Annotated in this window: 21 protein-coding genes; 9 read left to right on the top strand and 12 right to left on the bottom strand. The window is 65.5% G+C overall.

What is annotated here, in order from left to right:
• Nucleotides 1-63: 63 nt before the first annotated feature.
• Nucleotides 64-3,396: a carbamoyl-phosphate synthase large subunit gene (carB, locus tag NBE95_RS11680; protein ID WP_289895618.1), complete on the top strand. Its 3,333-nt coding sequence runs from the start codon at nucleotides 64-66 to the stop codon at nucleotides 3,394-3,396.
• A gap of 155 nt (nucleotides 3,397-3,551) precedes the next feature.
• Here the strand turns inward: carB and NBE95_RS11675 are convergent, their stop codons facing one another.
• The 4 genes from NBE95_RS11675 to NBE95_RS11660 all read right to left on the bottom strand — a co-directional run bounded on the left by NBE95_RS11675 (nucleotide 3,552) and on the right by NBE95_RS11660 (nucleotide 8,545).
• Nucleotides 3,552-4,655, bottom strand: coding sequence for a HAMP domain-containing sensor histidine kinase (locus NBE95_RS11675; RefSeq protein WP_289895617.1), 1,104 nt, complete (start codon nucleotides 4,653-4,655; stop codon nucleotides 3,552-3,554).
• The gene (locus NBE95_RS11670; RefSeq protein ID WP_289895616.1) at nucleotides 4,655-5,272 is read right to left on the bottom strand and encodes a hypothetical protein; all 618 of its coding nucleotides are present in this window, start codon (nucleotides 5,270-5,272) and stop codon (nucleotides 4,655-4,657) included. Before NBE95_RS11670 ends, NBE95_RS11675 begins: the two co-directional genes overlap by 1 nt.
• Nucleotides 5,273-5,650: 378 nt before the next feature.
• Nucleotides 5,651-6,145, bottom strand: coding sequence for a BrnA antitoxin family protein (locus NBE95_RS11665; protein ID WP_289895615.1), 495 nt, complete (start codon nucleotides 6,143-6,145; stop codon nucleotides 5,651-5,653).
• Nucleotides 6,146-6,337: 192 nt separating this feature from the next.
• A complete protein-coding gene (locus NBE95_RS11660) occupies nucleotides 6,338-8,545 on the bottom strand; it encodes a hypothetical protein (protein WP_289895614.1) in 2,208 nt (735 codons plus the stop codon).
• A 229-nt stretch (nucleotides 8,546-8,774) separates the two neighbouring features.
• Here NBE95_RS11660 and aroC point away from each other — a divergent pair, with 229 nt between their 5' ends.
• Entirely contained in the window at nucleotides 8,775-9,875 is a 1,101-nt protein-coding gene (aroC, locus tag NBE95_RS11655; RefSeq protein ID WP_289895613.1) for a chorismate synthase, read from the top strand.
• A gap of 204 nt (nucleotides 9,876-10,079) precedes the next feature.
• Here the strand turns inward: aroC and NBE95_RS11650 are convergent, their stop codons facing one another.
• The 5 genes from NBE95_RS11650 to NBE95_RS11630 form a co-directional block, all read right to left on the bottom strand.
• Complete coding sequence (locus NBE95_RS11650; RefSeq protein WP_289895612.1) at nucleotides 10,080-11,132, bottom strand: extracellular solute-binding protein; 1,053 nt, start codon at nucleotides 11,130-11,132, stop codon at nucleotides 10,080-10,082.
• 72 nt (nucleotides 11,133-11,204) lie between these two features.
• Nucleotides 11,205-12,146 carry a TPM domain-containing protein gene (locus tag NBE95_RS11645; RefSeq protein WP_289895611.1) on the bottom strand — a complete coding sequence of 314 codons (942 nt, stop codon included), beginning with the start codon at nucleotides 12,144-12,146 and terminating at the stop codon, nucleotides 11,205-11,207.
• A gap of 13 nt (nucleotides 12,147-12,159) precedes the next feature.
• Complete coding sequence (ppk2, locus tag NBE95_RS11640; protein ID WP_289895610.1) at nucleotides 12,160-13,089, bottom strand: polyphosphate kinase 2; 930 nt, start codon at nucleotides 13,087-13,089, stop codon at nucleotides 12,160-12,162.
• Nucleotides 13,090-13,091: 2 nt separating this feature from the next.
• Complete coding sequence (gene metA, locus NBE95_RS11635) at nucleotides 13,092-14,018, bottom strand: homoserine O-succinyltransferase (RefSeq protein ID WP_289895924.1); 927 nt, start codon at nucleotides 14,016-14,018, stop codon at nucleotides 13,092-13,094.
• Nucleotides 14,018-14,905, bottom strand: a complete 888-nt coding sequence (locus NBE95_RS11630) for an ATPase (RefSeq protein WP_289895609.1) — start codon at nucleotides 14,903-14,905, stop codon at nucleotides 14,018-14,020. Before NBE95_RS11630 ends, metA begins: the two co-directional genes overlap by 1 nt.
• Before the next feature lie 273 nt (nucleotides 14,906-15,178).
• Here NBE95_RS11630 and NBE95_RS11625 point away from each other — a divergent pair, with 273 nt between their 5' ends.
• From NBE95_RS11625 to NBE95_RS11595, 7 genes are all read left to right on the top strand, one after another.
• Entirely contained in the window at nucleotides 15,179-16,159 is a 981-nt protein-coding gene (locus NBE95_RS11625; protein WP_289895608.1) for a TerC family protein, read from the top strand.
• Between the two features lie 228 nt (nucleotides 16,160-16,387).
• A complete protein-coding gene (locus tag NBE95_RS11620; protein WP_289895607.1) occupies nucleotides 16,388-17,557 on the top strand; it encodes a putative peptidoglycan glycosyltransferase FtsW in 1,170 nt (389 codons plus the stop codon).
• On the top strand, nucleotides 17,554-18,642 hold the full coding sequence (locus NBE95_RS11615) for a UDP-N-acetylglucosamine--N-acetylmuramyl-(pentapeptide) pyrophosphoryl-undecaprenol N-acetylglucosamine transferase (RefSeq protein ID WP_289895606.1): 1,089 nt from the start codon (nucleotides 17,554-17,556) through the stop codon (nucleotides 18,640-18,642). Before NBE95_RS11620 ends, NBE95_RS11615 begins: the two co-directional genes overlap by 4 nt.
• On the top strand, nucleotides 18,639-20,066 hold the full coding sequence (murC, locus tag NBE95_RS11610) for a UDP-N-acetylmuramate--L-alanine ligase (protein WP_289895605.1): 1,428 nt from the start codon (nucleotides 18,639-18,641) through the stop codon (nucleotides 20,064-20,066). Before NBE95_RS11615 ends, murC begins: the two co-directional genes overlap by 4 nt.
• Nucleotides 20,063-20,338, top strand: coding sequence for a DUF2484 family protein (locus NBE95_RS11605; protein ID WP_289895604.1), 276 nt, complete (start codon nucleotides 20,063-20,065; stop codon nucleotides 20,336-20,338). The genes murC and NBE95_RS11605 overlap by 4 nt, the downstream gene beginning before the upstream one ends.
• 9 nt (nucleotides 20,339-20,347) lie before the next feature.
• Nucleotides 20,348-20,713 carry a hypothetical protein gene (locus tag NBE95_RS11600; protein WP_289895603.1) on the top strand — a complete coding sequence of 122 codons (366 nt, stop codon included), beginning with the start codon at nucleotides 20,348-20,350 and terminating at the stop codon, nucleotides 20,711-20,713.
• A gap of 164 nt (nucleotides 20,714-20,877) precedes the next feature.
• Nucleotides 20,878-21,081 (top strand): hypothetical protein, encoded by a 204-nt coding sequence (locus tag NBE95_RS11595; RefSeq protein WP_289895602.1) that lies wholly within the window; start codon nucleotides 20,878-20,880, stop codon nucleotides 21,079-21,081.
• A gap of 66 nt (nucleotides 21,082-21,147) precedes the next feature.
• Here NBE95_RS11595 and ilvD read toward each other — a convergent pair whose 3' ends face one another.
• The 3 genes from ilvD to NBE95_RS11580 all read right to left on the bottom strand — a co-directional run bounded on the left by ilvD (nucleotide 21,148) and on the right by NBE95_RS11580 (nucleotide 24,681).
• Nucleotides 21,148-22,986, bottom strand: a complete 1,839-nt coding sequence (gene ilvD, locus NBE95_RS11590; RefSeq protein ID WP_289895601.1) for a dihydroxy-acid dehydratase — start codon at nucleotides 22,984-22,986, stop codon at nucleotides 21,148-21,150.
• Between the two features lie 94 nt (nucleotides 22,987-23,080).
• The gene (locus NBE95_RS11585) at nucleotides 23,081-23,746 is read right to left on the bottom strand and encodes a CDP-alcohol phosphatidyltransferase family protein (RefSeq protein ID WP_289895600.1); all 666 of its coding nucleotides are present in this window, start codon (nucleotides 23,744-23,746) and stop codon (nucleotides 23,081-23,083) included.
• On the bottom strand, nucleotides 23,743-24,681 hold the full coding sequence (locus tag NBE95_RS11580) for a phosphatidate cytidylyltransferase (protein WP_289895599.1): 939 nt from the start codon (nucleotides 24,679-24,681) through the stop codon (nucleotides 23,743-23,745). The genes NBE95_RS11585 and NBE95_RS11580 overlap by 4 nt, the downstream gene beginning before the upstream one ends.
• Between the last annotated feature and the right edge of the window lie 3 nt (nucleotides 24,682-24,684).

Below are 24,684 nucleotides of genomic sequence, written 5' to 3'. Positions count from 1 at the left end.
CGACTTTGCCCGCCATGGCTATAACCCCGGACGATTTATCAGCCGCCAGCCCGAGGGACCGCCATGCCGAAAAGAACCGATATCAAATCCATTCTGATCATCGGTGCCGGTCCCATCGTCATCGGGCAGGCCTGCGAATTCGACTATTCCGGCGCCCAGGCCTGCAAGGCGCTGCGCGAAGAGGGCTACCGGGTCATCCTGGTGAACTCGAACCCCGCCACGATCATGACCGATCCCGAGATGGCGGATGCGACCTATATCGAGCCGATCACCCCCGAGGTGGTGGAAAAGATCATCGCCAAGGAACGGCCGGACGCGCTGCTGCCGACCATGGGCGGGCAGACCGGGCTGAACACCGCGCTGGCCCTGGCCGACATGGGGGTGCTGAACCGCTACGGCGTCGAGCTGATCGGCGCGCAGCGCGCCGCCATCGAGATGGCCGAGGACCGCAAGCTGTTCCGCGAGGCCATGGACCGCATCGGCCTGGAGAACCCGCGCGCCACCATCGTCGCCGCGCCGAAACATCCGAACGGCCGCTATGACATCGCGGCCGGGGTTGCGATGGCCATGGAGGCGCTGGAGGATATCGGCTTGCCCGCCATCATCCGTCCCGCCTTCACCCTGGGCGGCACCGGCGGCGGCGTCGCCTATAACCGCGACGATTACGAGCGCATCGTGCGCACGGGCCTGGAGGCCTCGCCGGTGGCGCAGGTGCTGGTGGACGAGAGCCTGCTGGGCTGGAAGGAATACGAGATGGAAGTCGTGCGCGACCGCGCCGACAACGCCATCATCGTCTGCTCGATCGAGAACGTCGATCCGATGGGCGTGCATACCGGCGACTCGATCACCGTCGCCCCGGCCCTGACCCTGACCGACCGCGAATACCAGCGCATGCGCAACGGCTCCATCGCCGTGCTGCGCGAGATCGGCGTGGAAACCGGCGGCTCGAACGTGCAATGGGCGATCAACCCGGCGGATGGCCGCATGGTGGTGATCGAGATGAACCCGCGCGTGTCGCGCTCTTCGGCGCTGGCCTCCAAGGCCACCGGCTTCCCCATCGCCAAGATCGCCGCCAAGCTGGCGGTGGGCTATACGCTGGACGAGCTCGACAACGACATCACCAAGGTGACGCCGGCTTCGTTCGAGCCCTCGATCGACTATGTGGTGACCAAAATCCCGCGGTTTGCGTTTGAAAAATTCCCCGGCTCGAAGCCCGAGCTGACCACGGCGATGAAATCCGTGGGCGAGGTGATGGCCATCGGCCGGACCTTCCATGAATCGCTGCAAAAGGCGCTGGCCTCGATGGAGAACGGCCTGACCGGCCTTGACGATATCGAGATCCCCGGCGCGCCCGACAAGGCCGCCATCGTCAAGGCGATCAGCGCCCAGACCCCGGACCGGCTGCGGCTGATCGCCCAGGCCATGCGCCACGGGCTTTCCGATGGCGAGATCCAGCACGCCACCGCCTTCGATCCCTGGTTCCTGTCCCGCCTGCGCGAGATCGTCGAGGCCGAGAACGCGGTGCGCGCGGCCGGCCTGCCCGCCGACCTGGACGGGCTGCGCCGGCTGAAGATGATGGGCTTCACCGACGCCCGGCTGGCGGCGCTGTCCGGCCAGCCCGAGGCCGCGGTGCGCAAGGCCCGCCGCACCCATGACCTGCACCCGGTCTTCAAGCGCATCGACACCTGCGCCGCCGAGTTCGAGGCCCAGACCCCTTATATGTATTCGACCTACGAAGTCCCGGCGATGGGCGAGGTCGAGAACGAAGCCCGCCCCAGCGACCGCAAGAAGGTGGTGATCCTCGGCGGCGGCCCGAACCGCATCGGCCAGGGCATCGAATTCGACTATTGCTGCTGCCACGCCTGTTTCGCGCTGACCAAGGCCGGCTACGAGACCATCATGGTCAACTGCAACCCCGAGACGGTCTCGACCGATTACGACACCTCGGACCGGCTGTATTTCGAACCGCTGACCCTGGAACACGTGCTGGAAATCCTGCGCATCGAGCGCGAGAACGGCACGCTGCACGGCGTCATCGTCCAGTTCGGCGGCCAGACGCCGCTGAAACTGGCCAATGCGCTGGAGGAGGAGGGCATCCCGATCCTCGGCACCACGCCCGACGCCATCGACCTGGCCGAGGACCGCGAGCGCTTCCAGAAGCTCTTGAACGACCTGGGCCTGAAGCAGCCGATCAACGGCATCGCCCATTCCGACGCCGAGGCCATCGAGATCGCGCGGCGCATCGGCTTCCCGCTGGTCATCCGCCCCTCCTACGTGCTCGGCGGCCGCGCCATGGAGATCGTGCGCGACATGGACCAGCTCAACCGCTACATCCGCGAGGCGGTCCAGGTCTCGGGCGACAGCCCGGTGCTGCTCGACAGCTACCTCTCGGGCGCCATCGAGGTCGATGTCGACGCGCTCTCGGACGGCAGCACCGTCCATGTCGCCGGCATCATGGAGCATATCGAGGAGGCCGGCGTCCATTCCGGCGACAGCGCCTGCTCGCTGCCGCCGCACACGCTCGACGCCGCCACCATCGCCGAGCTGAAGGTCCAGACCGTCGCCATGGCCCGCGCCCTGAACGTCGTCGGGCTGATGAACGTGCAATTCGCGCTGAAGGACGGCGCCATCTACGTGCTCGAGGTCAATCCGCGCGCCTCGCGCACCGTGCCCTTCGTCGCCAAGGCCACCGACAGCGCCATCGCCTCGATCGCAGCTAGGCTGATGGCGGGCGAGCCGATGGCGAACTTCCCGGCCCGGCCTGCCTATCCCGAGGGCGTCGGCCCCGAGGACAGCCTGCCCTTCGCCGACCCGCTGACGCTCGCCGACCCGAACACGCCCTGGTTCTCGGTCAAGGAGGCGGTGCTGCCCTTCGCCCGCTTCCCCGGCGTCGACACGCTCTTGGGCCCGGAAATGCGCTCGACCGGCGAGGTCATGGGCTGGGACCGCAACTTCGCCCGCGCTTTCCTCAAGGCGCAGATGGGGGCGGGGACGCAGTTGCCTTCCGAGGGGCTGGTCTTCATCTCGGTCCGCGACGCCGACAAGTCCGAGGCGCTGGCCCAGGCCGGCCGCGACCTGACCGAGATGGGTTTCAAGCTGGTCGCCACCGCCGGCACCGCCCGCTTCCTGCGCGAGGCCGGGGTCGAGACCGAGCTGGTGAACAAGGTCTACGAAGGCCGCCCGAACATCGTCGACCGGCTGAAGAACGGCGAGATCGCCATGGTGCTGAACACCACCGAGGGCGCGCAGGCCATCGCCGATTCGCGCGAGATCCGGGCGGTCGCGCTGAACGACAAGATCCCGTATTACACCACGGCGGCGGGGAGCATCGCGGCCGTGGCGGCGATCAAGTCGCGCGGGGAAGGCGAGGTCGGGGTGCGGGCGCTGCAGGCTTGAGGGGCTGCGACTTCACCCAAGAATAAGCAAAGGCCGCCCCGTAGGGCGGCCTTTGTTTTCGGCCCATTCCCGCCCTTCGTGCCAAGTGCGGCGGATGACCGGTCCCAGCCTCAAAGCAGTCTTTATTAGCGAGTTCAAGCGCTTGAACGAATAGCCTACCTGACATTGGCGCTACGCCTACCAGCGCGACGTCGGGTTAGCATCTCGTATTTTTGCTTTCGCGCCCTATCTTCCCCAGCAGTTGGCAGGCTGAAATGGAAAGTTGTTGAAGCGTAGGTGGCGCCATCAATCACACGGTTCTCATTGGATTGCGCCACACCCAAGCTTCCAGCGAAGGTTGCAATAACTTCGCTAGCCACAGACAATCCCAACCCAGTCCCATTCTGTCGGATATTCTTTGCGTTTACCCCCCTAAACCCTCGCTCGAATACTTTCGCTTCTTCACCATCTGCAAAAATCGGCCCCAATGATCTCACTGAAACCTCAGTTTCGGTGTCCGTATCCTGAACTTTAACAGTTATTTCTGAGTTCTTGGGTGAATATTTTATGGCGTTTTCAATCAAAGTATAAGGGACAATATCGAGAATATTTGGGCCCTCGGCCAATCGATAGGAGCTGCCGGAAAGGTTTATTTCGACATTTTTATGGCGAGCATCCGCCTTGAAACACCTAATTACTTTATCAACTCGGCTATAGACCGGTATTTTTTCAATTTCATCAAATCGGTCGACAGAATTGGAGAAATCCAGGTAATCAATTCGCACTTTAAGCATCGTCTGAGATGCAATTATCGTCTTTATCAAGTCCCTCGTTTTATGCAGTGAATTCTCCTTCACAGCACGTTCTGCTTCTATCGCACTATGGTAAATCGAGCTGGATAGATGCCTCAAGTCGTGAACCAACGCTGTGAGCTCACCTTCTGACGCCTCTCTTACGTTTGAAAGCCTTTCAAAATGATACTTTAAATACTGTTCCACTTGGGACTTCGAAACTAGAGGCTTATACCCATGGAACTTCTTGGATGGCTGGCCACCATCTTCAAGGTAAAGACCTGGGATTACGTACTTATTTCCTTGGTCATCAACCTTCACAAGTGTCATGTAGCCGAACTCAGATCGAGACCAACCAATTTTATCTATCTTTAGATACTGTTGAATCCTGTATTTATCACAAAGCTCTGGCGGCAACTTGAAAATCGTTCCACCGTGGAACTTTGGCTCGCCCTGCGGACTAACAACGATAGAGGAAAATGCCAACATTATGCTGCAAACACAATTGCCCAAATTCCAGAAGCTATTAGGCTCTGGACTATACCCTTTGCATGCCCTCCCAGGTCGGCGCTCCTTAATATCGCCTCAATCTCAGAAAATTTGCTGTCGCTGGCATTAATTGCCTCAACATAAGCGCTTTCCAGCTCTAAAATTTTCCGCAAGTCTATCTCGAGATCAATCAAACCTTGGCGAGTGGTCAGCCATCGCTCATAGGGATCTGAGGCGATATCTATAGCCTCGTCAAGCTTACCGACCAACTTAGTAATATCATCGTCCTTTTTGATGAAATCGTCCGAAAACTGCTTGGCTGCATTAGCTTCTGGCGTATTTGATCTCGCACCAGTATAAGCGATTACATACTTGGTCGGGTAATTGTCTTTTATCTCTTTGATGATGCTAGCCCCACCTATGGACTTGTCAAAGTTTTGCCCAACACCCATCAAGTCGCAAATTACGACATCAAAATCACTGATGTCATCCAATGACTTAATGTCCGGCAACTCTTGAATTTTGTACCCATATGTTGTCAGGTTGCCGTGGGCCTTAAACTTCTCGTCATCAATAATGGCTATTTTGACCGCTGACCTGATATCTTTTCGAGACATTGAAGCCTTCTTGCCCTTCGAGTGGTCCCGAAGCTCGATTACCGACCGATAGGCACTCAGGGGCTTAGGTAGGATTTTTTTGACTAAGGACTTCATGCGGCGCTCGCAACTGAGGGTGTGTAAAGAAGTACACACATGCTTTACACATGGCTAGGCTGGAAAGACTGTTCCCAAGGCATTTTTCCTCCGGTAGCCGGCGCCTCATCCCATCATAGTCAGCTATCTGAACAAAGGCGCAAGCTTCGGCAGAGAAGTGTTAAGCATCGCGGAAGCAGCTGAGATGTTGACTTGGCAAAGCTCGCTTGCTGCGCATCGCTGCCGTTCGTTTAGAACGCAGCGAACGACCGCCTTCCGCCCAATGCGACCATGCGCCATCACTCATCGCCCCCGCTTCCCCTCCAACTCCACCCGCAACACCGCCGAGCTGACTCGTTCCTCCCCCATCGGCACCCCCGCCTCGTCAAACCGCGTCGGGTCGTCCCCGAACGCCTCATCCTCCATCCGCTGCAAATCCCCCCAGCGCGGCCGCGCCCCGTCAAAACCCTCCTCGACCCGGCGCTTCATGTAGTCCATCGTCTCCGCCCCCCGGATCATCCCCGCCAGCCGGGCATGCATCCACACCGACAGTACCCGGTTCAGCCGCGGCTGCCAGTCCGTCCCGGTCGAGCGAAAGAATTTCACCACCGCCTCGTCCAGCCGGATCGTCACCCGCAGCTTCTTCGACTGGCCCTTCTCGCGCGCGATCTCGTGCCATTCGGCGGGGATGCGCAGTTCCTCCATCAGCCGCTGGTGCAGATCCCATTCCAGCATCCGCATCGCATCGGCCATGTAGTGATAATTTACCCGCCGTTGTTCTTCCGCCTTGCCGACCATCGCCCGAATCCTCCGACCTCTGCCCGGCGGATCATCGCCCGGCAAGGGTTAACCGGTGCTGAACGCGGCGCGCGTTGCCGGTGTACGCCCGGTGTACGCGCCGTGCATGGTCGCTGCACGGAAAGGGCGCGGCCCTTTCGGACCGCGCCCCCTCTGCTTCATCGTCCGGGTCAGGGAGGGAGGGGCCCCGGCTCAGAGGATGAAGTCGCTCGCGGAATACTGGCCCGCCAGCGTCGCCCCATCGGCGATTCGGATGGTCATCTCGACCGCCGGATCGCCGTCGACATTGACCCGCAGCAGCGTCTCGGTGCCGCTGTTCATCACCCAGGCGCGGCCGGGGCCGCCGGGGTTTGTTCCATTGAAAACAAAGGCCTGATTGCCGCCGATCAGGGCATTCGCATCGATGGCGGAAAGGTCGATGCGGTCGCCCACGGCGACGCCGACGCCGTCGAAGCCGTTGATCAGATCGCGGCCCGGTCCCCAGGTGGAATCGGCTAGGGCCACGAAGCGGAACACATCCGCGCCCGCGCCGCCATTCAGCACGTCCGCGCCGGTGTTGCCGGCCAGCGTGTCATTGCCGGCCCCGCCCTGCAGCACATCGTTCCCCGCCCCGCCGCCAAGGAAGTCGTTGCCGTTCATCCCCTGCAGCGTGTCATTGCCGGCAAAACCGTGAAGCTGGTCGTTCCCCGCGCCGGCATTCATCAGGTTGGCGCCTGCGGTGCCGAGCAGGGTGTCATTCCCGCCCGCGGTCATGGCATTCTCGAAATTCACGAAACTTTCGCCCGCAAAATTCGTGGCCCCGGTCGCCAGGTTGATGCGATAGGCCCCGGAATAGGTCCGGGCATCCAGCATGTCGATTCCGGCGCCACCATTCAGGGTTTCATTCACGCCCAGGCCGGCGATCACCATGTCGTTTCCGGCATCCGCGGAATAGAAACCCGCGCCGCTGGAAACCAGCCGATCATCGCCATTGCCGCCATAAAGCGTGTCCGTACCCGCCGTCGCGGTCAGCAGGTCATTGCCATCGCCGCCCGACAGATAATCATTGTCCGTGCCGCCGGTCAAAGTGTCATCGCCGACCCCGCCATAAAGCGTGTCATTGCCCGCACCACCATCGATGGCGTCGTTTCCTGCGTTACCATAGATGATATTGGCCGCATCCGTGCCCAGAATCGTGTCGTTTCCGGAGCCGGAATAAAGATTTTCAAAATTGACGAAGTTTTCGCCAGTGTAATTCGTGGCGCCGGTCACCATGTTGATGGAATAGGCGCCGCTCCAGGCGGCGGTGTTCAGCCAATCATCATCGGTGCCGCCATCCAGTGTCTCGCCGCCGCCGACCCCGGCATAGATATAGTCATTGCCGGATTCTCCATAATATTGGCCGTAGCCACTGGAAACGATGGTGTCGGCATCGCTTCCGCCCCAGATGGTGTCGGTGCCAGTGCCGGCGTTCAGATAATCTCCGCCTGCGCCACCAGAGAGGTAATCGTTACCTGCAAGACCGGAAATCGAGTCGTTTCCGTTATTACCATACATGATATTGGCTGCATCCGTACCCAGCAGCGTGTCGTTGCCGGATCCGGTATAGACGTTCTCGAAGTTCACATAGCTTTCGCCGGTGAAATTCGTGGCGCCGGTGGCCAGATTGATCATATAGGCGCCGCTATAGGTGGTGGTGTTCAGCCAGTCCGTATCCGCGCCACCGTCCAGCGTCTCGCTGGTGCCAAGGCCGGCATAGATATAGTCGTTGCCCGCCTCGCCATAATAACGGCCGCCGCCGCTGGAAACCAGCGTGTCGTTGTCGCTGCCGCCATAAAGCGTATCGCTGCCGGTTCCGGCATGCAGGTAGTCATTGCCGGCGCCGCCGGAAATGAAATCGTTGCCGCCGTATCCATAGATGTAATCGTTTCCGTTATTGCCATACATGGTATTGGCGGCGTCGGTCCCGTACAGCGTGTCGTTGCCGGATCCGGAATAGACGTTCTCGAAATTCACATAGCTTTCGCCGGTGAAATTCGTGGCGCCGGTCGCCAGGTTGATCCTGTAGGCGCCGCTATAGGTGGTGGTGTTCAGCCAATCCGTATCCGCGCCACCGTCCAGCGTTTCGCTGGTGCCAAGGCCGGCATAGATATAGTCGTTGCCGGCATCGCCGTAATATTGCCCGGCTCCGCTGGAGACGATGGTGTCGTTGTCGTCCCAGCCATGCACCGTGTCGGTTCCCGAACCGGCGCTGATATAGTCATAGCCATCGCCGCCCGACAAGTAATCGTTGCCCGAGCCGCCATAGATGGTGTCATTGCCGCCGAGGCCAAGAACGTAATCGTTCCCCCCAAGGGCATTGAAGACTTCGCTGGCAGACGTACCGATCAGGGTGTCGTTGCCATTCGTTCCGGTAGGCATGTGCTCCTCCTGTCGTCCTGATAGTCGCGGGGCGTCTTCACCCTCGTGCTGAGAGATTGCTCCTCGACGCGTGAAGGCGGCGTGAAATACGGATTACGCCTTGAAATGAAATGTATATTCCGGGGAATGGCAGGGTTTGCCACGGCCCGGATGCCAGGCCGGAGCGACGGCCGGGGATTGCTCCTTGTCCTGCGCGCGGCTATCGCAGGCAAAAAGGGGTCCGGGAACCATGAGCTTCAACACCTTCGGTCGCGTCTTCACCTTCACCACCTGGGGCGAAAGCCACGGACCGGCGCTTGGCGCGACGGTGGATGGCTGCCCGCCCGGCGTGGCGCTGGACGAGGCCTGGATCCAGCAATTCCTGGATCGCCGCCGGCCCGGCAGCTCGAAATTCACCACCCAGCGGCAAGAGCCGGACCAGGTCCGCATCCTCTCGGGCGTGTTCGAGGGCAAGACCACCGGCACGCCGATCCAGCTGATGATCGAGAACACCGACCAGCGCAGCAAGGACTACGGCGAGATCGCCCAGGCGTTCCGTCCCGGCCATGCCGACATTGCCTATCATCTGAAATACGGCATCCGCGATTATCGCGGCGGTGGCCGCTCCAGCGCGCGGGAAACGGCGGCGCGCGTGGCGGCGGGCGGTGTGGCGCAGGCGGTGTTGCGCGAATTGGCGCCGGATCTCAAGATCACCGGCTACATGGTGCAGATGGGCGAACTGCATCTGGACCGGGCGCATTTCGACGCGGCCGAGATCGGCAACAACCTGTTCTTCCTGCCCGACGCCTCGGCGGTGCCGGCCTGGGAGGATTACCTGAACGCCATCCGCAAGGCGCAGGACAGCGTCGGCGCCGCGCTCGAGGTCTTGATCCAGGGCTGCCCGCCCGGCCTGGGCGCGCCGGTCTATGCCAAGCTGGATACCGACCTGGCGGCGGCGATGATGTCGATCAACGCGGTCAAGGGCGTCGAGATCGGCGAGGGCATGGCGGCGGCCGCGCTGACCGGCACCGCCAATGCCGACGAAATCCGCATGGGCAACGAGGGCCCGCGGTTTCTGTCAAACCACGCCGGCGGCATCCTGGGCGGCATCTCGACCGGGCAGGACATTGTGGTCCGCTTCGCTGTGAAGCCGACCAGCTCGATCCTGACGCCGCGCCGGACCATCAACCAGTGCGGCGAGGAGATCGAATTGATCACCAAGGGCCGGCATGACCCATGCGTCGGCATCCGCGCCGTGCCTATTGCCGAGGCCATGGCGGCCTGCGTGATCCTGGACCACCTGATGCTGGATCGCGCCCAGACCGGCGGCCAGCGCGGCCGCATCGGCTAGGAAGGCTGGCCGCGAGCGGGGCCACCGTTCCGCCTGTTGCGCCGCCGCGCGGGCCCGTTCGCCCCCTCGGACCATCGGGACAACGCAGCAAGCCGGGCCGCTGAGCCCGGTTTTCTGCGCCTGGTTTTCTCGGTTGTCCAAATACCCATGCGGCCGCGCCTGAGGCGATGCGCCCCGCCGGTCGGGCGGGGCGCCGGCCAGGGGTCAGAAGCCGGCCTTGATCTTTTCGAACTCGGCCAGCTGCTTTTCGCGCTGCTCGGGGTCGTTCGGGGTCTGGGCCAGGATCGGGGCGTCGACCGGCGACAGGCCTTCCTTTACCGCCGGCTCGTCCTTGATCGTCTCCATGGCCACGGTCGAGGTATGGCCGTAGCCGATGGTGTCCAGAAGCCCCTTGGCCGCTTCCGGCGCCAGCCAGGCGTTGATGAAGTCATAGGCCTTGTCCTCGCTGCCCGGGCCGTTCTTCAGGTTGATGAAGCCGCAGAAGAAGGTCGAGCTGCCCTCCTTGGGCGCGCGCTGGAAGCCGACCGGGAAGCCGTCATTCTCCAGCAGCACCACGCCGTCGTTCCAGGACCAGGCCACGTCCACCGCGCCCGAGGCCATCAGCTGCGCCTGCTCGGCCGGGTCGGCCCAATAGGCGGCGACGTTCTGATGCGCCTGGCGCAGCCAGTCGGCCGCGGCCTTGAACTGCTCGTCCGTCACCTTGGTCCAGTCGGTCGTGCCGGTCGCCAGATAGGCCAGCGCCCAGACGTCGTCGGCCGAATCGGGCAGGCTGGTGCGGCCCTGATATTTCGGGTCGACGAAAACGTTCAGGCTGGCCACGTCCTCGGCCGGCACGTTGTCCTTGTTATAGGCGATGGCGGTGGCGCCCCAGTCGGTCGGGATGTACCAGACGCCCTGATCGTCCTTGAAGATCGGCGAATCGAGGAATTTCGGATCGAGCGTGTCGAAGGCCGGGATCTTCGCGGTGTCCCAGGGCTCGATCAGCCCGGCGTCGCGGTATTTCGACACCATCTGCGAGCAGGGATGCGCCACGTCGGCTTTGAAGCCCGAGGCGAGCTTCTGATAGGCCTCGTCGTCGTCGCCGTAAAAGGCAAAGGTCGGGCTGTCGCCGTGCTTGTCGATATAGCCCTGGAAGATCACCGGTTCCTCGAACCCGGCCCAGTCGAAGACCGTGAGTTCGGGGTCGGCGGCGTGGGCGGCGGTCAGGGCGGTGCTGGCCAGCGCGATCGCCAGGACGGAGGAGCGCAGAACTGTCATGTCGGATCTTTCCTTGAGGGCGGACTGACCCGACGCTAGCCGGCCCGGCATCGCCTCGCAAGCGTGGCTTGACTACCAGCGGCCCGAGGCGCCGCCGCCCCGCGACGAGCCGCCGCCGAAGCCCGAGGAACCGCCGGAACGGCCGCGGAAGCCGGGCCTGCGCTCGCGGCGCAGCACCGCGCCCGCGGGGTCGTACCAGACCGTCTGCGGCAAGGGTCGCGGCCGGGTCTCGGACCAGCCGCAGCCGGGGCAGTGCCGGGTGACGGTCTCGTGCGAGACCATGTGGCCGCCCTCGGGCAGCGGGGTCTGCAGCGGCGCGGTCCGGGTTTCCAGGCCCCGCCGCCCGCATTGCGGGCAACGGTTGCGCCGCCAGACCTGCCGCGCCATGCCGCCGAGGATCGCAACCCAGGCCGCGCCGAAAAGCCAGGGGAACAGCCGTTCCAGCCAGGAATTGCCCGGCGACCCGAGCGGCCGCCCCGCGGCCGTGGGCCGGGCGATGAGCGCGATCGCCGCCTCGGTGCCGTCGCGGATGCCCCGCGACATCGCGCCGTCGCGGAAGGCGGGCAACATGGTGTTGCGCAGGATCTCTTGCGCCAGGATGTCGGCATCGTTCTCGTAGCCGCGGCCGAGTTCGATCCGCGCCTCGCGCTCCCCGGCCAGCACCAGAACCATGAACCCGTCGTTGCGCGTGGCATTGCCGACGCCCCAGTGGTTGAACAGCCGGGTGGCAAAGGCCTCCAACCCCTCCGTTCCGCCGCCGTGGCGTGCCCGGTCGGTCAGCGTGACCACGGTGCCTTCGATGCCGGTCTGCTCGCGCAGCGCGCTCAGCGCCGCGTCGAGGGCGCGGGCATCCTCGGGCGACAGCAGGCCGGCGAAATCGTTGATGCCGGTCTGCTGCCAGTCCGGCAGGTTCTGCGCATGGGTCGGAAACGCCAGCCACAGCAGGGCGAAAAGCCCCAGAAGCACGCGCAGGGGTCGGAAGCGGGACGGGGCGGCGGCGGAGGGGGCGCGCATCCTGTCTTGCCCTCTAGCCCGGCAGGATCTCGGGGCCGCCGGTGATTTGCGGGTCGGGCTGGCCGATAAGCGCCTCGTCGCGGCCGGCGAACTCGACCGCGCGCAGGATGGTCTGGATCGCGGCGATCCGCGCCCGCTTCTTGTCGTCGGCGCGGATCACCGTCCAGGGCGCGATGACCGAATGGCTGCGCAGCAACGTGTCCTGGATCGCCGCGCTGTAATCGTCCCATTTCGCCAGCCCCTCGACGTCGATGGGGCTGAGCTTCCACTGCTTCAGCGGATCCTGCTCGCGGTCGAGGAAGCGGCTCAGTTGCTCGGCCCGGCCGACCTCGAGCCACAGCTTGACCAGGATCACCCCGTCATCCACCAGCATGGTCTCGAAGCGCGGCAGTTGGCGGAAGAAGGTCTCGCGCTGCGCGTCGGTGCAGAAGCCGAAGACCTTCTCGACCACGCCGCGATTGTACCAGCTGCGGTCGAAGAGCGCGATCTCGCCCCGCGCCGGCAGCCAGTCGACGTAGCGCTGGAAATACCATTCGCCGGTCTCGCGCTCGCTGGGCTTGGGCAGGGCGACGATATAGGCCGAGCGCGGGTTCAGGTTCTCGCGCACCCGTTCGATGGTGCCGCCCTTGCCGGCGGCGTCGCGACCCTCGAACAGCACCACCATGCGCTTGCCGCCATGGATCACGTCGCGCATCAGCCGCACCAGCTGCAATTGCAGCCCGGCCATCTGCTCGTCGTAATCCTTGCCCTTCATCTCCTCGGCATAGGGGTAGGAGGGCTCGATGATGCGGTCCTTTTCCGCCGCCTTCACCGCCTTGCGCAGCTCGTCGGGCGCCTGCTTTTCCAGATAGCGGGTGATGGCGCCGACGAAGGGCAGGTCGGGCGGCGCCTTGTCCTGCTTGTCCTGCGTGTCCTCGCCGTTCTTTCCGCCGTTCTTTCCCATGCTCAGGCCTCGCCGATGCGGTTCAGGTCGAAGGGGGTGGTCTGGTAGATCTCGTTGATCCAGTTACCGTAGAGCAGATGCGCATGGCTGCGCCAGCGGTTCGTCGGCAGGCGCGACGGATCGTCCTCGGGATAATAGTTCACCGGCACGTTGATCGGCTTGCCCGAGACCACGTCGCGGTCGTATTCGTCCTTCAGCGTGGTGCTGTCATATTCGAAATGGTTGAAGACATAGAGCGCGCGGTGGCCGGCATCCTCGATCAGGCAGGGCCCGACCTGGTCCGAGGCGATCAGCGTCCGCAGCGCCGGGATGGCGTCCACCTCGGGCTGGCGCACCTCGGTCCAGCGGCTGACCGGCACCAGCACATCGTCCGAGAATCCTCGCAGATAGGGCGAGGCGGGGGCAAGGTTCTGGTGGCGGAAGCAGCCGAAGGCCTTGTGGTCCAGCATGTGCTTTTCCAGCCGGTGGAAATGCCAGGCCATGGCCATGCCGCCCCAGCAGACGCCGAAGGTCGAATGCACATGGCTCTGCGTCCAGGCGAAAAGCCGCTGCAATTCGTCCCAATAGGTCACCTCCTCGAAGCGCAGGTGCTCGATGGGCGCGCCGGTGATGATCAGCCCGTCGAACTTCTCGCCCGTCTCCTCGACCTCGCAGAAGCGGCGGTAGAAGCTTTCCATGTGGTCGGCGGCGGTGTTGCGGCTTTCGTGGTCCGACATGCGGATCAGCTGGAAGTCGATCTGCAGGGGCGTGGCGCCGATCAGCCGGGCGAACTGGTTCTCGGTCTGGATCTTCTTGGGCATCAGGTTCAAAAGCCCGATGCGCAGCGGCCGGATGTCCTGCATCGCCGCACGCCCCGGCGACATGACCATGACGCCCTCGTTCGACAGGATGTCGAAGGCGGGCAGGTCATTGGGCAGGGTGATGGGCATCATGCGTCCTTTCTGTCGGTCTTCCTGTCGGTTTTTCTGTCGATGGCCCGGCCGATCAGCGCGGTCAGATCGCCGGGGGTTCTTACCCCGGCCACTTCCTCGGCCAGGATGGTCACGCCGCGCCGGGCCATGGCCTCGTAGCGGGGCTGACGATGGGCCAGCGCCCGGGCATAGGTCCAGCGGATGAAGTCGTCCGGATTGACCTGCCCCTCGGCCAGGCCCTTTTCCACGCGATAGTCGGTCCAGGCGCGGTCGAGGAAATCCGGCTGGTAATACATCGGCTTCGGCGCCCGGTCGAAGCGGCGCACCAGTTCCTCGGTATGCGCGGCCGAGCCCTTGATCCAGACCAGCAGCAGGTCGCGCTCCAGCACGTCCAGCACCGGGTCGCGTTCGGCATAGGGGTCCACCACCTCGCAGACCGAGCCGCCGGAATCGCAGACGAAATTCGGCAGGTTGTAGATCTCCTGCGCGCGGCGGATGAAATGCCCGGTATCCAGCAGCGCCGCGACCTCGGCCATGCGGTGCTGGTCCTGGCGGCGCATGTATTCGTCGAATTCCAGCCCGCCGCGGGTGACGCTGCCGGGCTTGCCCAGATAGGTGGACAGCGGCGCCAGGTTCTCGAAGGTGATATTCGAGGCAATATAGACCGAATCCGACAGCAAGAGCTCGCGCAGGAACGGCACCTTCATCGCCTCGCGCTTGAAGTTGTCGGCGATCAGCTCGCCCATGTAGCGGGTGCCGATGCGGTAATCGACCGAATAGTGGAACCATTCCCCCGAGCCGCGCAGCATCGAGGCGAGGAAAGTCTTGCCCAGCCCGGACATGCCGAAGAACAGCACGCGCTTCTTCGGGGCGGCCAGCCACTCGGCTTGGGTCTTGTAGAGCATGGGCCTTCCTTTTGCTGGGCTTGGCGATAGTTAGTCCCGCGCGGGGCCAAGGAAAAGGGGGTGCCCGCCCCCGCCGATCGGCCCGCCGCCCGAAAAACCGACCGGCCCGCCCTTGCATCCCGTCCCTGAGCCCCTATCTGGGGCGGGCGGACCGGGCCCCTCTGACGACGCTTGTCGTGATGTCGGACCGCATCGAGCCCTGCTCGGTGCCAGCCCGGATCCCCTTTCCCGCCCAAGGCTACGCACCGGCTTTCGTTCAACGTGGAGCCTGACATGGAACCTTTCTATCTCACCCTGTTTCTCGGCACGCCGATCTGGCTGTGGCTGGTTTTCATTGGCCTGGTCGGCCTGTTGCTGGCCTTTGACCTCGGCGTGCTCAACCGCGGCGACAAGGAGATCGGCGTCGCCGAAAGCCTGAAGCTCTCGTCCTTCTACATCACCCTGGGCGTGCTGTTCGGCGGCTTCGTCTGGTATCAGCTGGGCAGCAATGCCGCCGCCGAATACATGACCGCCTTCGTGGTGGAAAAGACCCTGGCGATGGACAATGTCTTCGTCATCGCGCTGATCTTCGCCACGCTGTCGATCCCGCGCCGCTACCAGCACCGGGTGTTGTTCTGGGGCATCCTGGGCGTGATCGTGCTGCGCGGCATCATGATCGGCGTCGGCGCCACGCTGGTCGCGCAATACGGCTGGATCCTCTATGTCTTCGCCGGCTTCCTGATCCTGACCGGCATCAAGATGCTGTTCATCGGCGACAAGGAGCATGACATGGGTTCGAACCCGGTCCTGGCCTTCCTGCGCCGCCGCATGCCGCTGACCGAGGAGCTGCACGGCCATGCCTTCGTCGTGAAGCGGCCCGATCCCGCGACCGGCCGCATCCGCCGCTATGCGACGCCGCTGCTGCTGGCGCTGGCGATGATCGAGATCGCCGACGTGATCTTCGCCGTCGATTCGGTGCCGGCGGTCTTTGCCATCACCACCGACCCCTATATCGTCTATACCTCGAACATCTTCGCCATCCTGGGCCTGCGCGCGCTGTTCTTCGCACTGGCGGCGATCATCCACCGCTTCGAATACCTCAAGCAGGCGCTGGCGGTGCTCTTGATCTTCATCGGCTCCAAGGTGTTTCTGGCCGACCTGATGGGGCTGGCCAAATTCCCGCCCGCGATCTCGCTGGGTATCACCTTCGCCATCCTCGGCGCCGGTATCGGCTGGTCGCTGTGGCGCACCCGCAAGGACGCGGCGCGCGCCTGAGCGCCAAGCCTCGGGCGCCGCGCCCGGCCGCGCGGCTGCTGTCGGGTATTTGAACAACAGAGAAGGGAAGGTGCGGCGGGGTGCCAAACCCGGCCGCCTTCGCACGACCTGATCCGGGCTGCCGTCGCGGTAATCAATCCGCAGTAGCGCGCCGGGTACAATCGCGCTATGCTGCCGCTCAGACCCGGCAAACGGGCGATGCAAACGAGGCAGTGACGGCGGTAACCCATGACCGAGATGGTCTTTGGCACCACGCCCGTTCGGGCTGGTGATCCGATTCTTCCCCGCTGGTGGCGCACGCTGGACCGATGGTCCTTGGCCTGCGTGCTGGGGCTTTTCGCGGTAGGGCTTCTTCTGGGACTGGCGGCCTCGGTGCCGCTGGCCGAAAGGAACAGCCTGCCGCAGTTCTATTACGTCAGTCGCCAGGCGGTTTTCGGCGCCATGGCGCTGGTGATCATGCTGGTGATCTCGACCTTCTCGCCCCGGCAGGTGCGGCGGATCGGCGTGCTGGGTTTCCTGGTCGCGCTGCTGGTCCTGTTCGCGCTGCCGGTCATCGGCACCGATTTCGGCAAGGGCGCGGTGCGCTGGCTGCGGCTGCCCGGCGGCATGTCGGTGCAGCCCTCGGAGTTCCTGAAGCCCTGCTTTGTCGCCATCTGCGCCTGGTTCATGGCCGCCAGCCAGGAGGTCGGCGGCCCGCCCGGCAAGTCCTTCTCCTTCGGGCTTGCCGTGGTCGTGGTGCTGCTTCTGGCGATGCAGCCCGATTTCGGCCAGGCCTCGCTGGTACTGTTTTCCTGGTGCGTGATGTATTTCATCGCCGGGGCGCCGCTTTACCTTCTGGGGGGTGTGATGGGGCTGGCCTGCGTCGGCGGCGTCTTCGCCTATGGCGCCTCGGAACACTTCGCCCGCCGCATCAACGGCTTTCTCGCCGCCGAGGTCGATCCGCGCACCCAGCTCGGCTATGCCACCAACGCCATCCAGGAGGGCGGCTTCTTCGGCGTCGGCGTGGGCGAGGGCACGGTCAAGTGGTCGCTGCCCGACGCGCATACCGATTTCATCATTGCCGTCGCGGCCGAGGAATACGGGCTGATCCTGGTCCTGATCATCATCGCGCTTTACACCACCATCGTCATCCGCTCGCTGCTGCGCCTGCAGGGCGAACGCGATCCCTTCGCCCGCATCGCCGGCACCGGACTGGCCTGCGCCTTCGGCGTGCAGGCGCTGATCAACATGGGTGTTGCGGTGCGGCTTCTGCCGGCCAAGGGCATGACGCTGCCCTTCGTCAGCTATGGCGGTTCGTCGGTCATCGCCTCGGGCATCGCCATGGGCATGCTGCTGGCGCTGACCCGCTCGCGGCCGCAGGGCCGGATCGGCGATCTTCTGGGCCGGGGCCGGGGATGAGCGTGGCCCCGCTTTGCCTGATCGCCGCCGGTGGCACCGGCGGGCATATGTTCCCGGCGCAATCGCTGGCCGAGGTGCTGCTGGCGCGCGGTTGGCGCGTCAAACTTTCGACCGACGAGCGCGGCGCCCGTTATGCCGGCGCCTTCCCGGCCGAGGTCGCGCGCGAGGTGGTCAGCTCTGCCACCACCGCGCGCGGCGGTGCGCTGGCGAAGCTTGCCGTGCCCTTCCGCATCGGCGCCGGCGTGCTTGCGGCCATGCGCCGGATGCGCGCCGACCGCCCGGCCGTGGTGGTGGGCTTTGGCGGCTATCCGACCATCCCCGCCATGTCGGCGGCGCTGGTGCTGAAGATCCCGCGCATGATCCACGAGCAGAACGGCATCATGGGCCGGGTGAACATGGCCTTTGCCCGCCGAGTGGACCGCGTCGCCTGCGGCACCTGGCCGACCGTGCTGCCGCCGGGGGTGCAGGGCATCCATACCGGCAACCCGGTGCGTCGGGCGGTGCTGGACCATGCCGCCGCGCCCTATCTGCCGCCTTCGGACGGGCCGCTGAACCTGCTGGTCATCGGCGGCAGCCAGGGCGCGCGCGTGCTTTCGGACCGGGTGCCGGAGGCCATCGCCGGCCTGCCCGAAGGGGTGCGAACCCGGCTGTCGGTCAGCCACCAGGCCCGGGCCGAGGACGGCGAGCGCGTCGCCGCCGCCTATGCGGAGGCCGGCATCGCCGCCGTGGTGCGGCCCTTCTTCGACGACGTGCCGCAACGGCTGGCGCAGGCGCAGATGGTGGTCAGCCGGGCCGGGGCCTCGTCCATCGCCGACATCACCGTGATCGGCCGCCCGGCCATCCTGATCCCCTATGCCGCCGCCACCGGCGACCACCAGACCGCCAACGCCCGTGCCCTTGCGGAATCCGGCGCGGCCATCCTTTTGCCCGAATCCGTGCTTGACGCCGAGAGCCTCAGGCGCGACATGCGGGACATCCTTTCCGACGGCGCCCGCGCCTCCGCCATGGCTGCGGCGGCGCTTTCGCTGGGTCGCCCCGACGCGGCGCAGCGCCTTGCAGATCTAGTGACGGACCTGACCCGATGAATGCAGCGACCAAACTCCCGGGCGAACTGGGCCCCATCCATTTCGTCGGCATCGGCGGCATCGGCATGTCCGGCATCGCCGAGGTGTTGATGACGCTCGGCTACCAGGTGCAGGGCTCGGATGCGAAACGCTCCAAGATCACCGACCGGCTGGAAAGCCTGGGCGCCACCGTCTTCGAAGGCCAGCGCGCCGAGAATATCGGCGAGGCCGGGGTGGTGGTGATCTCGACCGCGATCAAGAAGGGCAATCCCGAGCTTGAGGAGGCGCGCCGCCGCGGCCTGCCGGTGGTGCGCCGGGCCGAGATGCTGGCGGAACTGATGCGGCTGAAATCCAACGTCGCCATCGCCGGCACCCATGGCAAGACCACCACCACCACCATGGTCGCGACGCTGCTGGACGCGGGCGGCTTCGACCCGACCGTCATCAATGGCGGCGTGATCCACGCCTATGGCAGCAACGCCCGCGCCGGCGCCGGCGAATGGATGGTGGTCGAGGCCGACGAGAGCGACGGCAGCTTCAACCGCCTGCCCGCCACCATCGCCATCGTCACCAACATCGACCCCGAGCATATGGAGCACTGGGGCTCCTTCGACGCGCTGCGCAAGGGCTTCCAGGATTTCGTCTCGAACATCCCCTTCTACGGCCTTGCCGTCTGCTGCACCGACCACCCCGAGGTGCAGGCGCTGGTCGGCAAGCTGACCGACCGCCGCGTCGCCACCTTCGGCTTCAACGCCCAGGCCGACATCCGCGCCATGAACCTGCGCTATGAAAACGGCGTGGCGCATTTCGACATCGCCCTGCAGGGCGAAGCGGCGCTGAACGACGGCGAAACCCCGGTGATCGAGGGCTGCACCCTGCCGATGCCGGGCGACCACAACGTCTCGAACGCGCTGGCCGCCGTGGCGGTCGCCCGCCACCTTGGCATGAAGCGCGCCCAGATCCGCGAGGCGCTGGCTAAGTTCGGCGGCGTCGGCCGCCGCTTCACCCGCGTGGGCGAGGTGAACGGCGTCACCATCATCGACGATTACGGTCACCACCCGGTCGAGATCGCCGCCGTGCTGAAGGCCGCCCGCCAGGCCACCAAGGGCCGGGTCATCGCCGTGCACCAGCCGCACCGCTACTCCCGGCTCTCCAGCCTCTTCGACGATTTCTGCACCTGCTTCAACGAGGCCGACGTGGTCGGCATCGCCGAGGTCTATTCGGCCGGTGAGGAGCCGATCCCCGGCGCCTCGCGCGATGACCTGGTCGCCGGGCTGATCGCCCACGGCCACCGTCACGCCCGCGCGGTGATGGACGAGGGCGACCTGGAGCGGCTGGTGCGCGAGCAGGCGCGGCCCGGCGACATGGTGGTCTGTCTGGGTGCCGGCACCATCTCGGCCTGGGCCAACAACCTGCCGGAACGGCTGACGGAGAAGGCCGCGTGATCGCGCTGATCGCCCATCCCGTCGGCGCAGCGCTTTGCGCGGTGCTCTGGGGCGTCGCGGCCTGCCTGTTGCCCTTCGTGCGGCTGCGCTGGCGTCACTCGGCGCTTTGGGCCCTGGTGTTGTGCGGCGTGCCGGTGCTGGGCTGGCTGACCTATCTCTGCGGGCCGGGCTTCGGCGTGCTGTTCCTTGCCATCGGCCTGTCGCTGCTGGTCTGGCCGCCCTTCGAGGCGCTGCGCCGCCGCCGCGCGCCCCTGCGTCGCGGGCTGCACTGACCTGCCGGCATGGCACTGGTCTGGCTGATCATCGCCGTCACGGTGACCCTGACCGCCACGATTGGCGCGCTGCGCGCCGCGACCCGGTCGCTGGTGCCGCTGGCCCTGCCACTGGCGCTGCTGCTGGGCGCGGCCGGTCTGTGCTATCTGATAAGCGGCACCAAGACGGGCGGCTACCTGCCCGGCATCGTCGGCGCGCTTCTGTGCCTGCTGCTGCTGGTCGCCGCCGGCGGGCTGGTGCTTGGCGCGGCCGGGCGCTGGCTCTATGACCGGCTGAGCCACGCCGCTGCCGGGTCCGGACCCGTCGCCCTATGGGATGTCTGGCTGCTCGGCGGGCTTGGAGCGCTGGCGGTGCTGCTCAGTGCCATGGAATAATGCCAGGCGCCCCGCGCCTGCCTGCGCGTCCGGACCAGGCTTCCGGCGCAGGCGGCTTTGCCAGTCGTGAGGCCGGTGACGCCGGCGTCGGGAAACCGAGCTGCTTGGCATGACACTGGATACCCGGCGGCGTCACGCGCGATGCGGCCGAGGGCACCGGCGGGTTGCTGGTCTTGGGCGGCAAGGATTGCGCGTCAGGCAGCCTGTCGCTGCCGGTCCATCCCCATAGCCTGGACGTCGGCGCCGACGGTGCGCTGCCCTATGTCAGCGTGAAGGCCGCGACCGAGGAGCAGCATCTCGGCTTCCGCAAGGATGCGGTGGATTCGGTGCTGCGGCTCGACCTGGCGCGGCTGGCCGAGGCCGGATGAGCAAAGCCGGCCCGGCGGTGGGGCCGGCCATCGCAAGGCTGGGAAGGGGCCGGGCGGCCCCGTTTCTCATTCCGGCAGGATGCGCACCGCGCCCTTGTCGGCCGAGGCGGCGAATTGCGCATAGACCTTGAGCGCGGCCGAGACCTGGCGCTGGCGCGGCTGCGCGGGTTTCCAGCCCGCGGCGTCCTGTTCGGCGCGCCGCGCCGCCAGTTCGTCCTCGGACACCGCCAGGCGGATCGAGCGGTTGGGGATGTCGATCTCGATCCGGTCGCCGTCGCGCACCAGGCCGATGGTGCCGCCGGCCGCCGCCTCGGGGCTGACATGGCCGATGGACAGGCCCGAGGTGCCGCCCGAGAAACGCCCGTCGGTGATCAGCGCGCAGGCTTTGCCCAGACCCTTCGATTTCAGGTAGCTGGTCGGATACAGCATCTCCTGCATCCCCGGTCCGCCCTTGGGGCCTTCGTAGCGGATGACCACCACGTCTCCGGCCTCGACCTTGCCAGTCAGGATGCCCGAGACGGCGGCGTCCTGGCTTTCATAGACCTTGGCTGTGCCGGAAAACACCAGGATCGATTCGTCCACGCCGGCGGTCTTCACGATGCAGCCGTCCAGCGCGATATTGCCCTTCAGCACCGCCAGCCCGCCATCCTTGGAAAACGGCGCATCGGCCGAGCGGATCACGCCCTTCTCGCGGTCGAGGTCCAGGTCGGGCCACAGCGTCGCCTGGCTGAAGGCCACTTGCGTCGGCACGCCGCCCGGCGCGGCCAGGAACAGCTCGCGCGCAGCCGGGTCGTTGCTGCGGGCGATGTCCCATTGGTCGATGGCGGCGCCGATGGTGGGCGCATGCACGGTCGGGCAGTCGCGGTCGATCAGCCCGGCGCGGTCCAGTTCCCCAAGGATCGCCATGATGCCGCCGGCACGATGCACGTCTTCCATATGCACGTTGGCGGTGTTCGGCGCGACCTTGCACAGGCAGGGCACCTTGCGCGACAGCGCGTCGATGTCGTCCATGGTGAAATCGACCCCGCCCTCCTGGGCGATGGCCAGCAGGTGCAGCACGGTATTGGTCGAGCCGCCCATGGCGATGTCCAGCGACATGGCGTTCCGGAACGCCGCCTTGCTGGCGATGACGCGCGGCAGCACCGAGGCGTCGTCCTGTTCGTAATGGCGGCGCGTCACCTCGACGATGCGGCGGCCGGCTTCCAGGAACAGGTTCTTGCGCAAGGCATGCGTGGCCAGCGTCGAGCCGTTGCCGGGCAGCGACAGGCCCAGGGCCTCGGACAGGCAGTTCATCGAATTGGCGGTGAACATGCCCGAGCAGGAACCGCAGGTCGGGCAGGCGGCTTCCTCGATGGCGGCCAGGTCGGCATCCGAGACCTTGTCGTCGGCGGCCGCGACCATGGCGTCCACCAGGTCCAGCGAGACCTTGCGCCCGTCGCCCAGCGTGACCTTGCCCGCCTCCATCGGCCCGCCCGAGACGAAGATCGCCGGGATGTTCAGCCGCATCGCCGCCATCAGCATGCCGGGGGTGATCTTGTCGCAGTTCGAGATGCAAACCATGGCATCGGCGCAATGCGCATTGACCATGTATTCGACCGAATCGGCGATCAATTCGCGCGAGGGCAGGGAATACAGCATCCCGTCATGGCCCATGGCGATGCCGTCATCGACGGCGATGGTGTTGAATTCCTTGGCGATGCCACCGGCGGCCTCGACCTCGCGCGCGACCATCTGGCCCAGATCCTTCAGATGCACATGGCCCGGCACGAATTGGGTGAAGCTGTTCACGATGGCGATGATCGGCTTGCCGAAATCGCTGTTCTTCACCCCGGTCGCGCGCCAGAGGCCACGGGCCCCCGCCATGTTGCGGCCATGGGTGGTGGTGCGGGAACGGTATGCGGGCATGGCTGGGATCTCTGTCGTCTGAATGTCCGTGCTGGGCGGCCAGTATCACAAGGGGATCGGCAAGGTTACCCCTTATCACGCTGGACGGTGGCGGCTAGCCCAGATTTGATCCGTCCGCCCGGCCGGAAAGCCCGCGCAGGATGCGTCGGCTGCGGCGGACGGTGGTGATCGCCGTCAGCGCCAGCACCAGAACCAGCGTCCAGGTCAGGACCGGCCAGGCCGCGCCGGAAAGCCATGCGCCGACCTGCAGCAGCGCCCCGGCGGTCACCGCCGCCATGCGATGCGATTTGGCCCCCGGCCCGCGGAAATCCGAGCCGAGCCCGGCCGCGCGGCCGAATTCGCGCAGATAGGCGGTCAGGATCGCCAGCGCCCCGGCCAGCAGTCCCAGCGCCGGCCAGCCCGCCGCCGCGCCGAAGCCGGCCAGGATGATCAGGTCCGACAGCCGGTCCGGCACCTCGTTCCAGAAGGCGCCGTCCGGCGTGCCCATGCCGCCCTCGACCGCGACCAGCCCGTCGAAGAGATTGCAGAGCAGCCGCAATTGCGTGAACGCCGCGCCGAGGACGAGCAGCAACCCCGCTGCCCAAAGCGCGCTGACCTGCGCCGACAGCGCGAAGGCCGCGCCCGCCAGCGCCGCCGCCACGACCGAGCCGGCCGAGATGCGGTTGGGCGCCACGCCCTCCTCGACCAGCCGCCGGGTGACATGGGCGGCCCATCTCGTGTTGCGGCTGGCGATCGGCCGCCGGCTGAAATCCTCGGTCATAACCACCCCCATGCCAGAATATGCAGAAACACCGGGGCCGAGAACACCAGGCTGTCCAGCCGGTCCAGGATGCCGCCGTGCCCCTGCACCAGCGTGCCCCAGTCCTTGACGCCGCGGTCGCGCTTGATGGCGGACATGATCAGCCCGCCGAGGAAGCCGAAGGTGGTCACGGTCAGCGCGATCAGCCCTGCCTGCCACCAGCCGAAGGGCGTGAAGGGCGCCAGCGCCACCCCCAGCGCACTGGCGCTGATGACGCCGCCGGCCAGCCCCTCGACCGTCTTCGAGGGCGAGACGCGCGGCGCCAGCAGGTGCCGCCCCAGCGCCTTGCCCCAGACATATTGCAACACGTCCGAAGCCTGCACGACCAGGATCAGCCAGGCGACCAGCGTGAAGGCGCTATAGCGATAGCCGGGGATGTCCAGCGTCAGGATCGCCGGGATATGCGCGACGCAATAGACGCAGACCATCAGCGCCCATTGCGTTTCCGACACCCTTGTCAGGAAGCCCTGCACCTCGCCCTTGAGCACGGTGACGACCGGCAGCAGCAGGAAACAATAGACCGGGATCAGCAGCGCGGCAAAGACCGGAACCTCGGCATAGACCAGCAGGTATTGCAGCGGCAGGATCACGTAGAAGGCGATGGCCAGCCCGTCATGGTCGTCGCGCCGCGTGTGGGTGATGGTGGCGAATTCGCGCAGCGCCGCCATGGAGCAAAGCGCAAAGAACAGCGTGATCGCCCCGGCGCCCAGGGTGAAGATCAGCGCCAGCACGCCGATCATCACCCACCAGGCGCGGATGCGGTCGGCGAGGTTCTGCGCCGTGGGTCCGCCGACCCGGCCGGTGCGGATCAGCAGCCGCGCCACCAGCGAGGCGAGAATCAGGAAGGCGAAAAGCCCGTAGAAGAAGAAGGCCGAGGGGGAATGGAAACGGTCCACGGA

The organism is Paracoccus sp. TOH (genome assembly GCF_030388245.1).
GTDB lineage: Bacteria > Pseudomonadota > Alphaproteobacteria > Rhodobacterales > Rhodobacteraceae > Paracoccus > Paracoccus simplex.
This window is presented reverse-complemented; position numbering and strand designations above follow the sequence as displayed.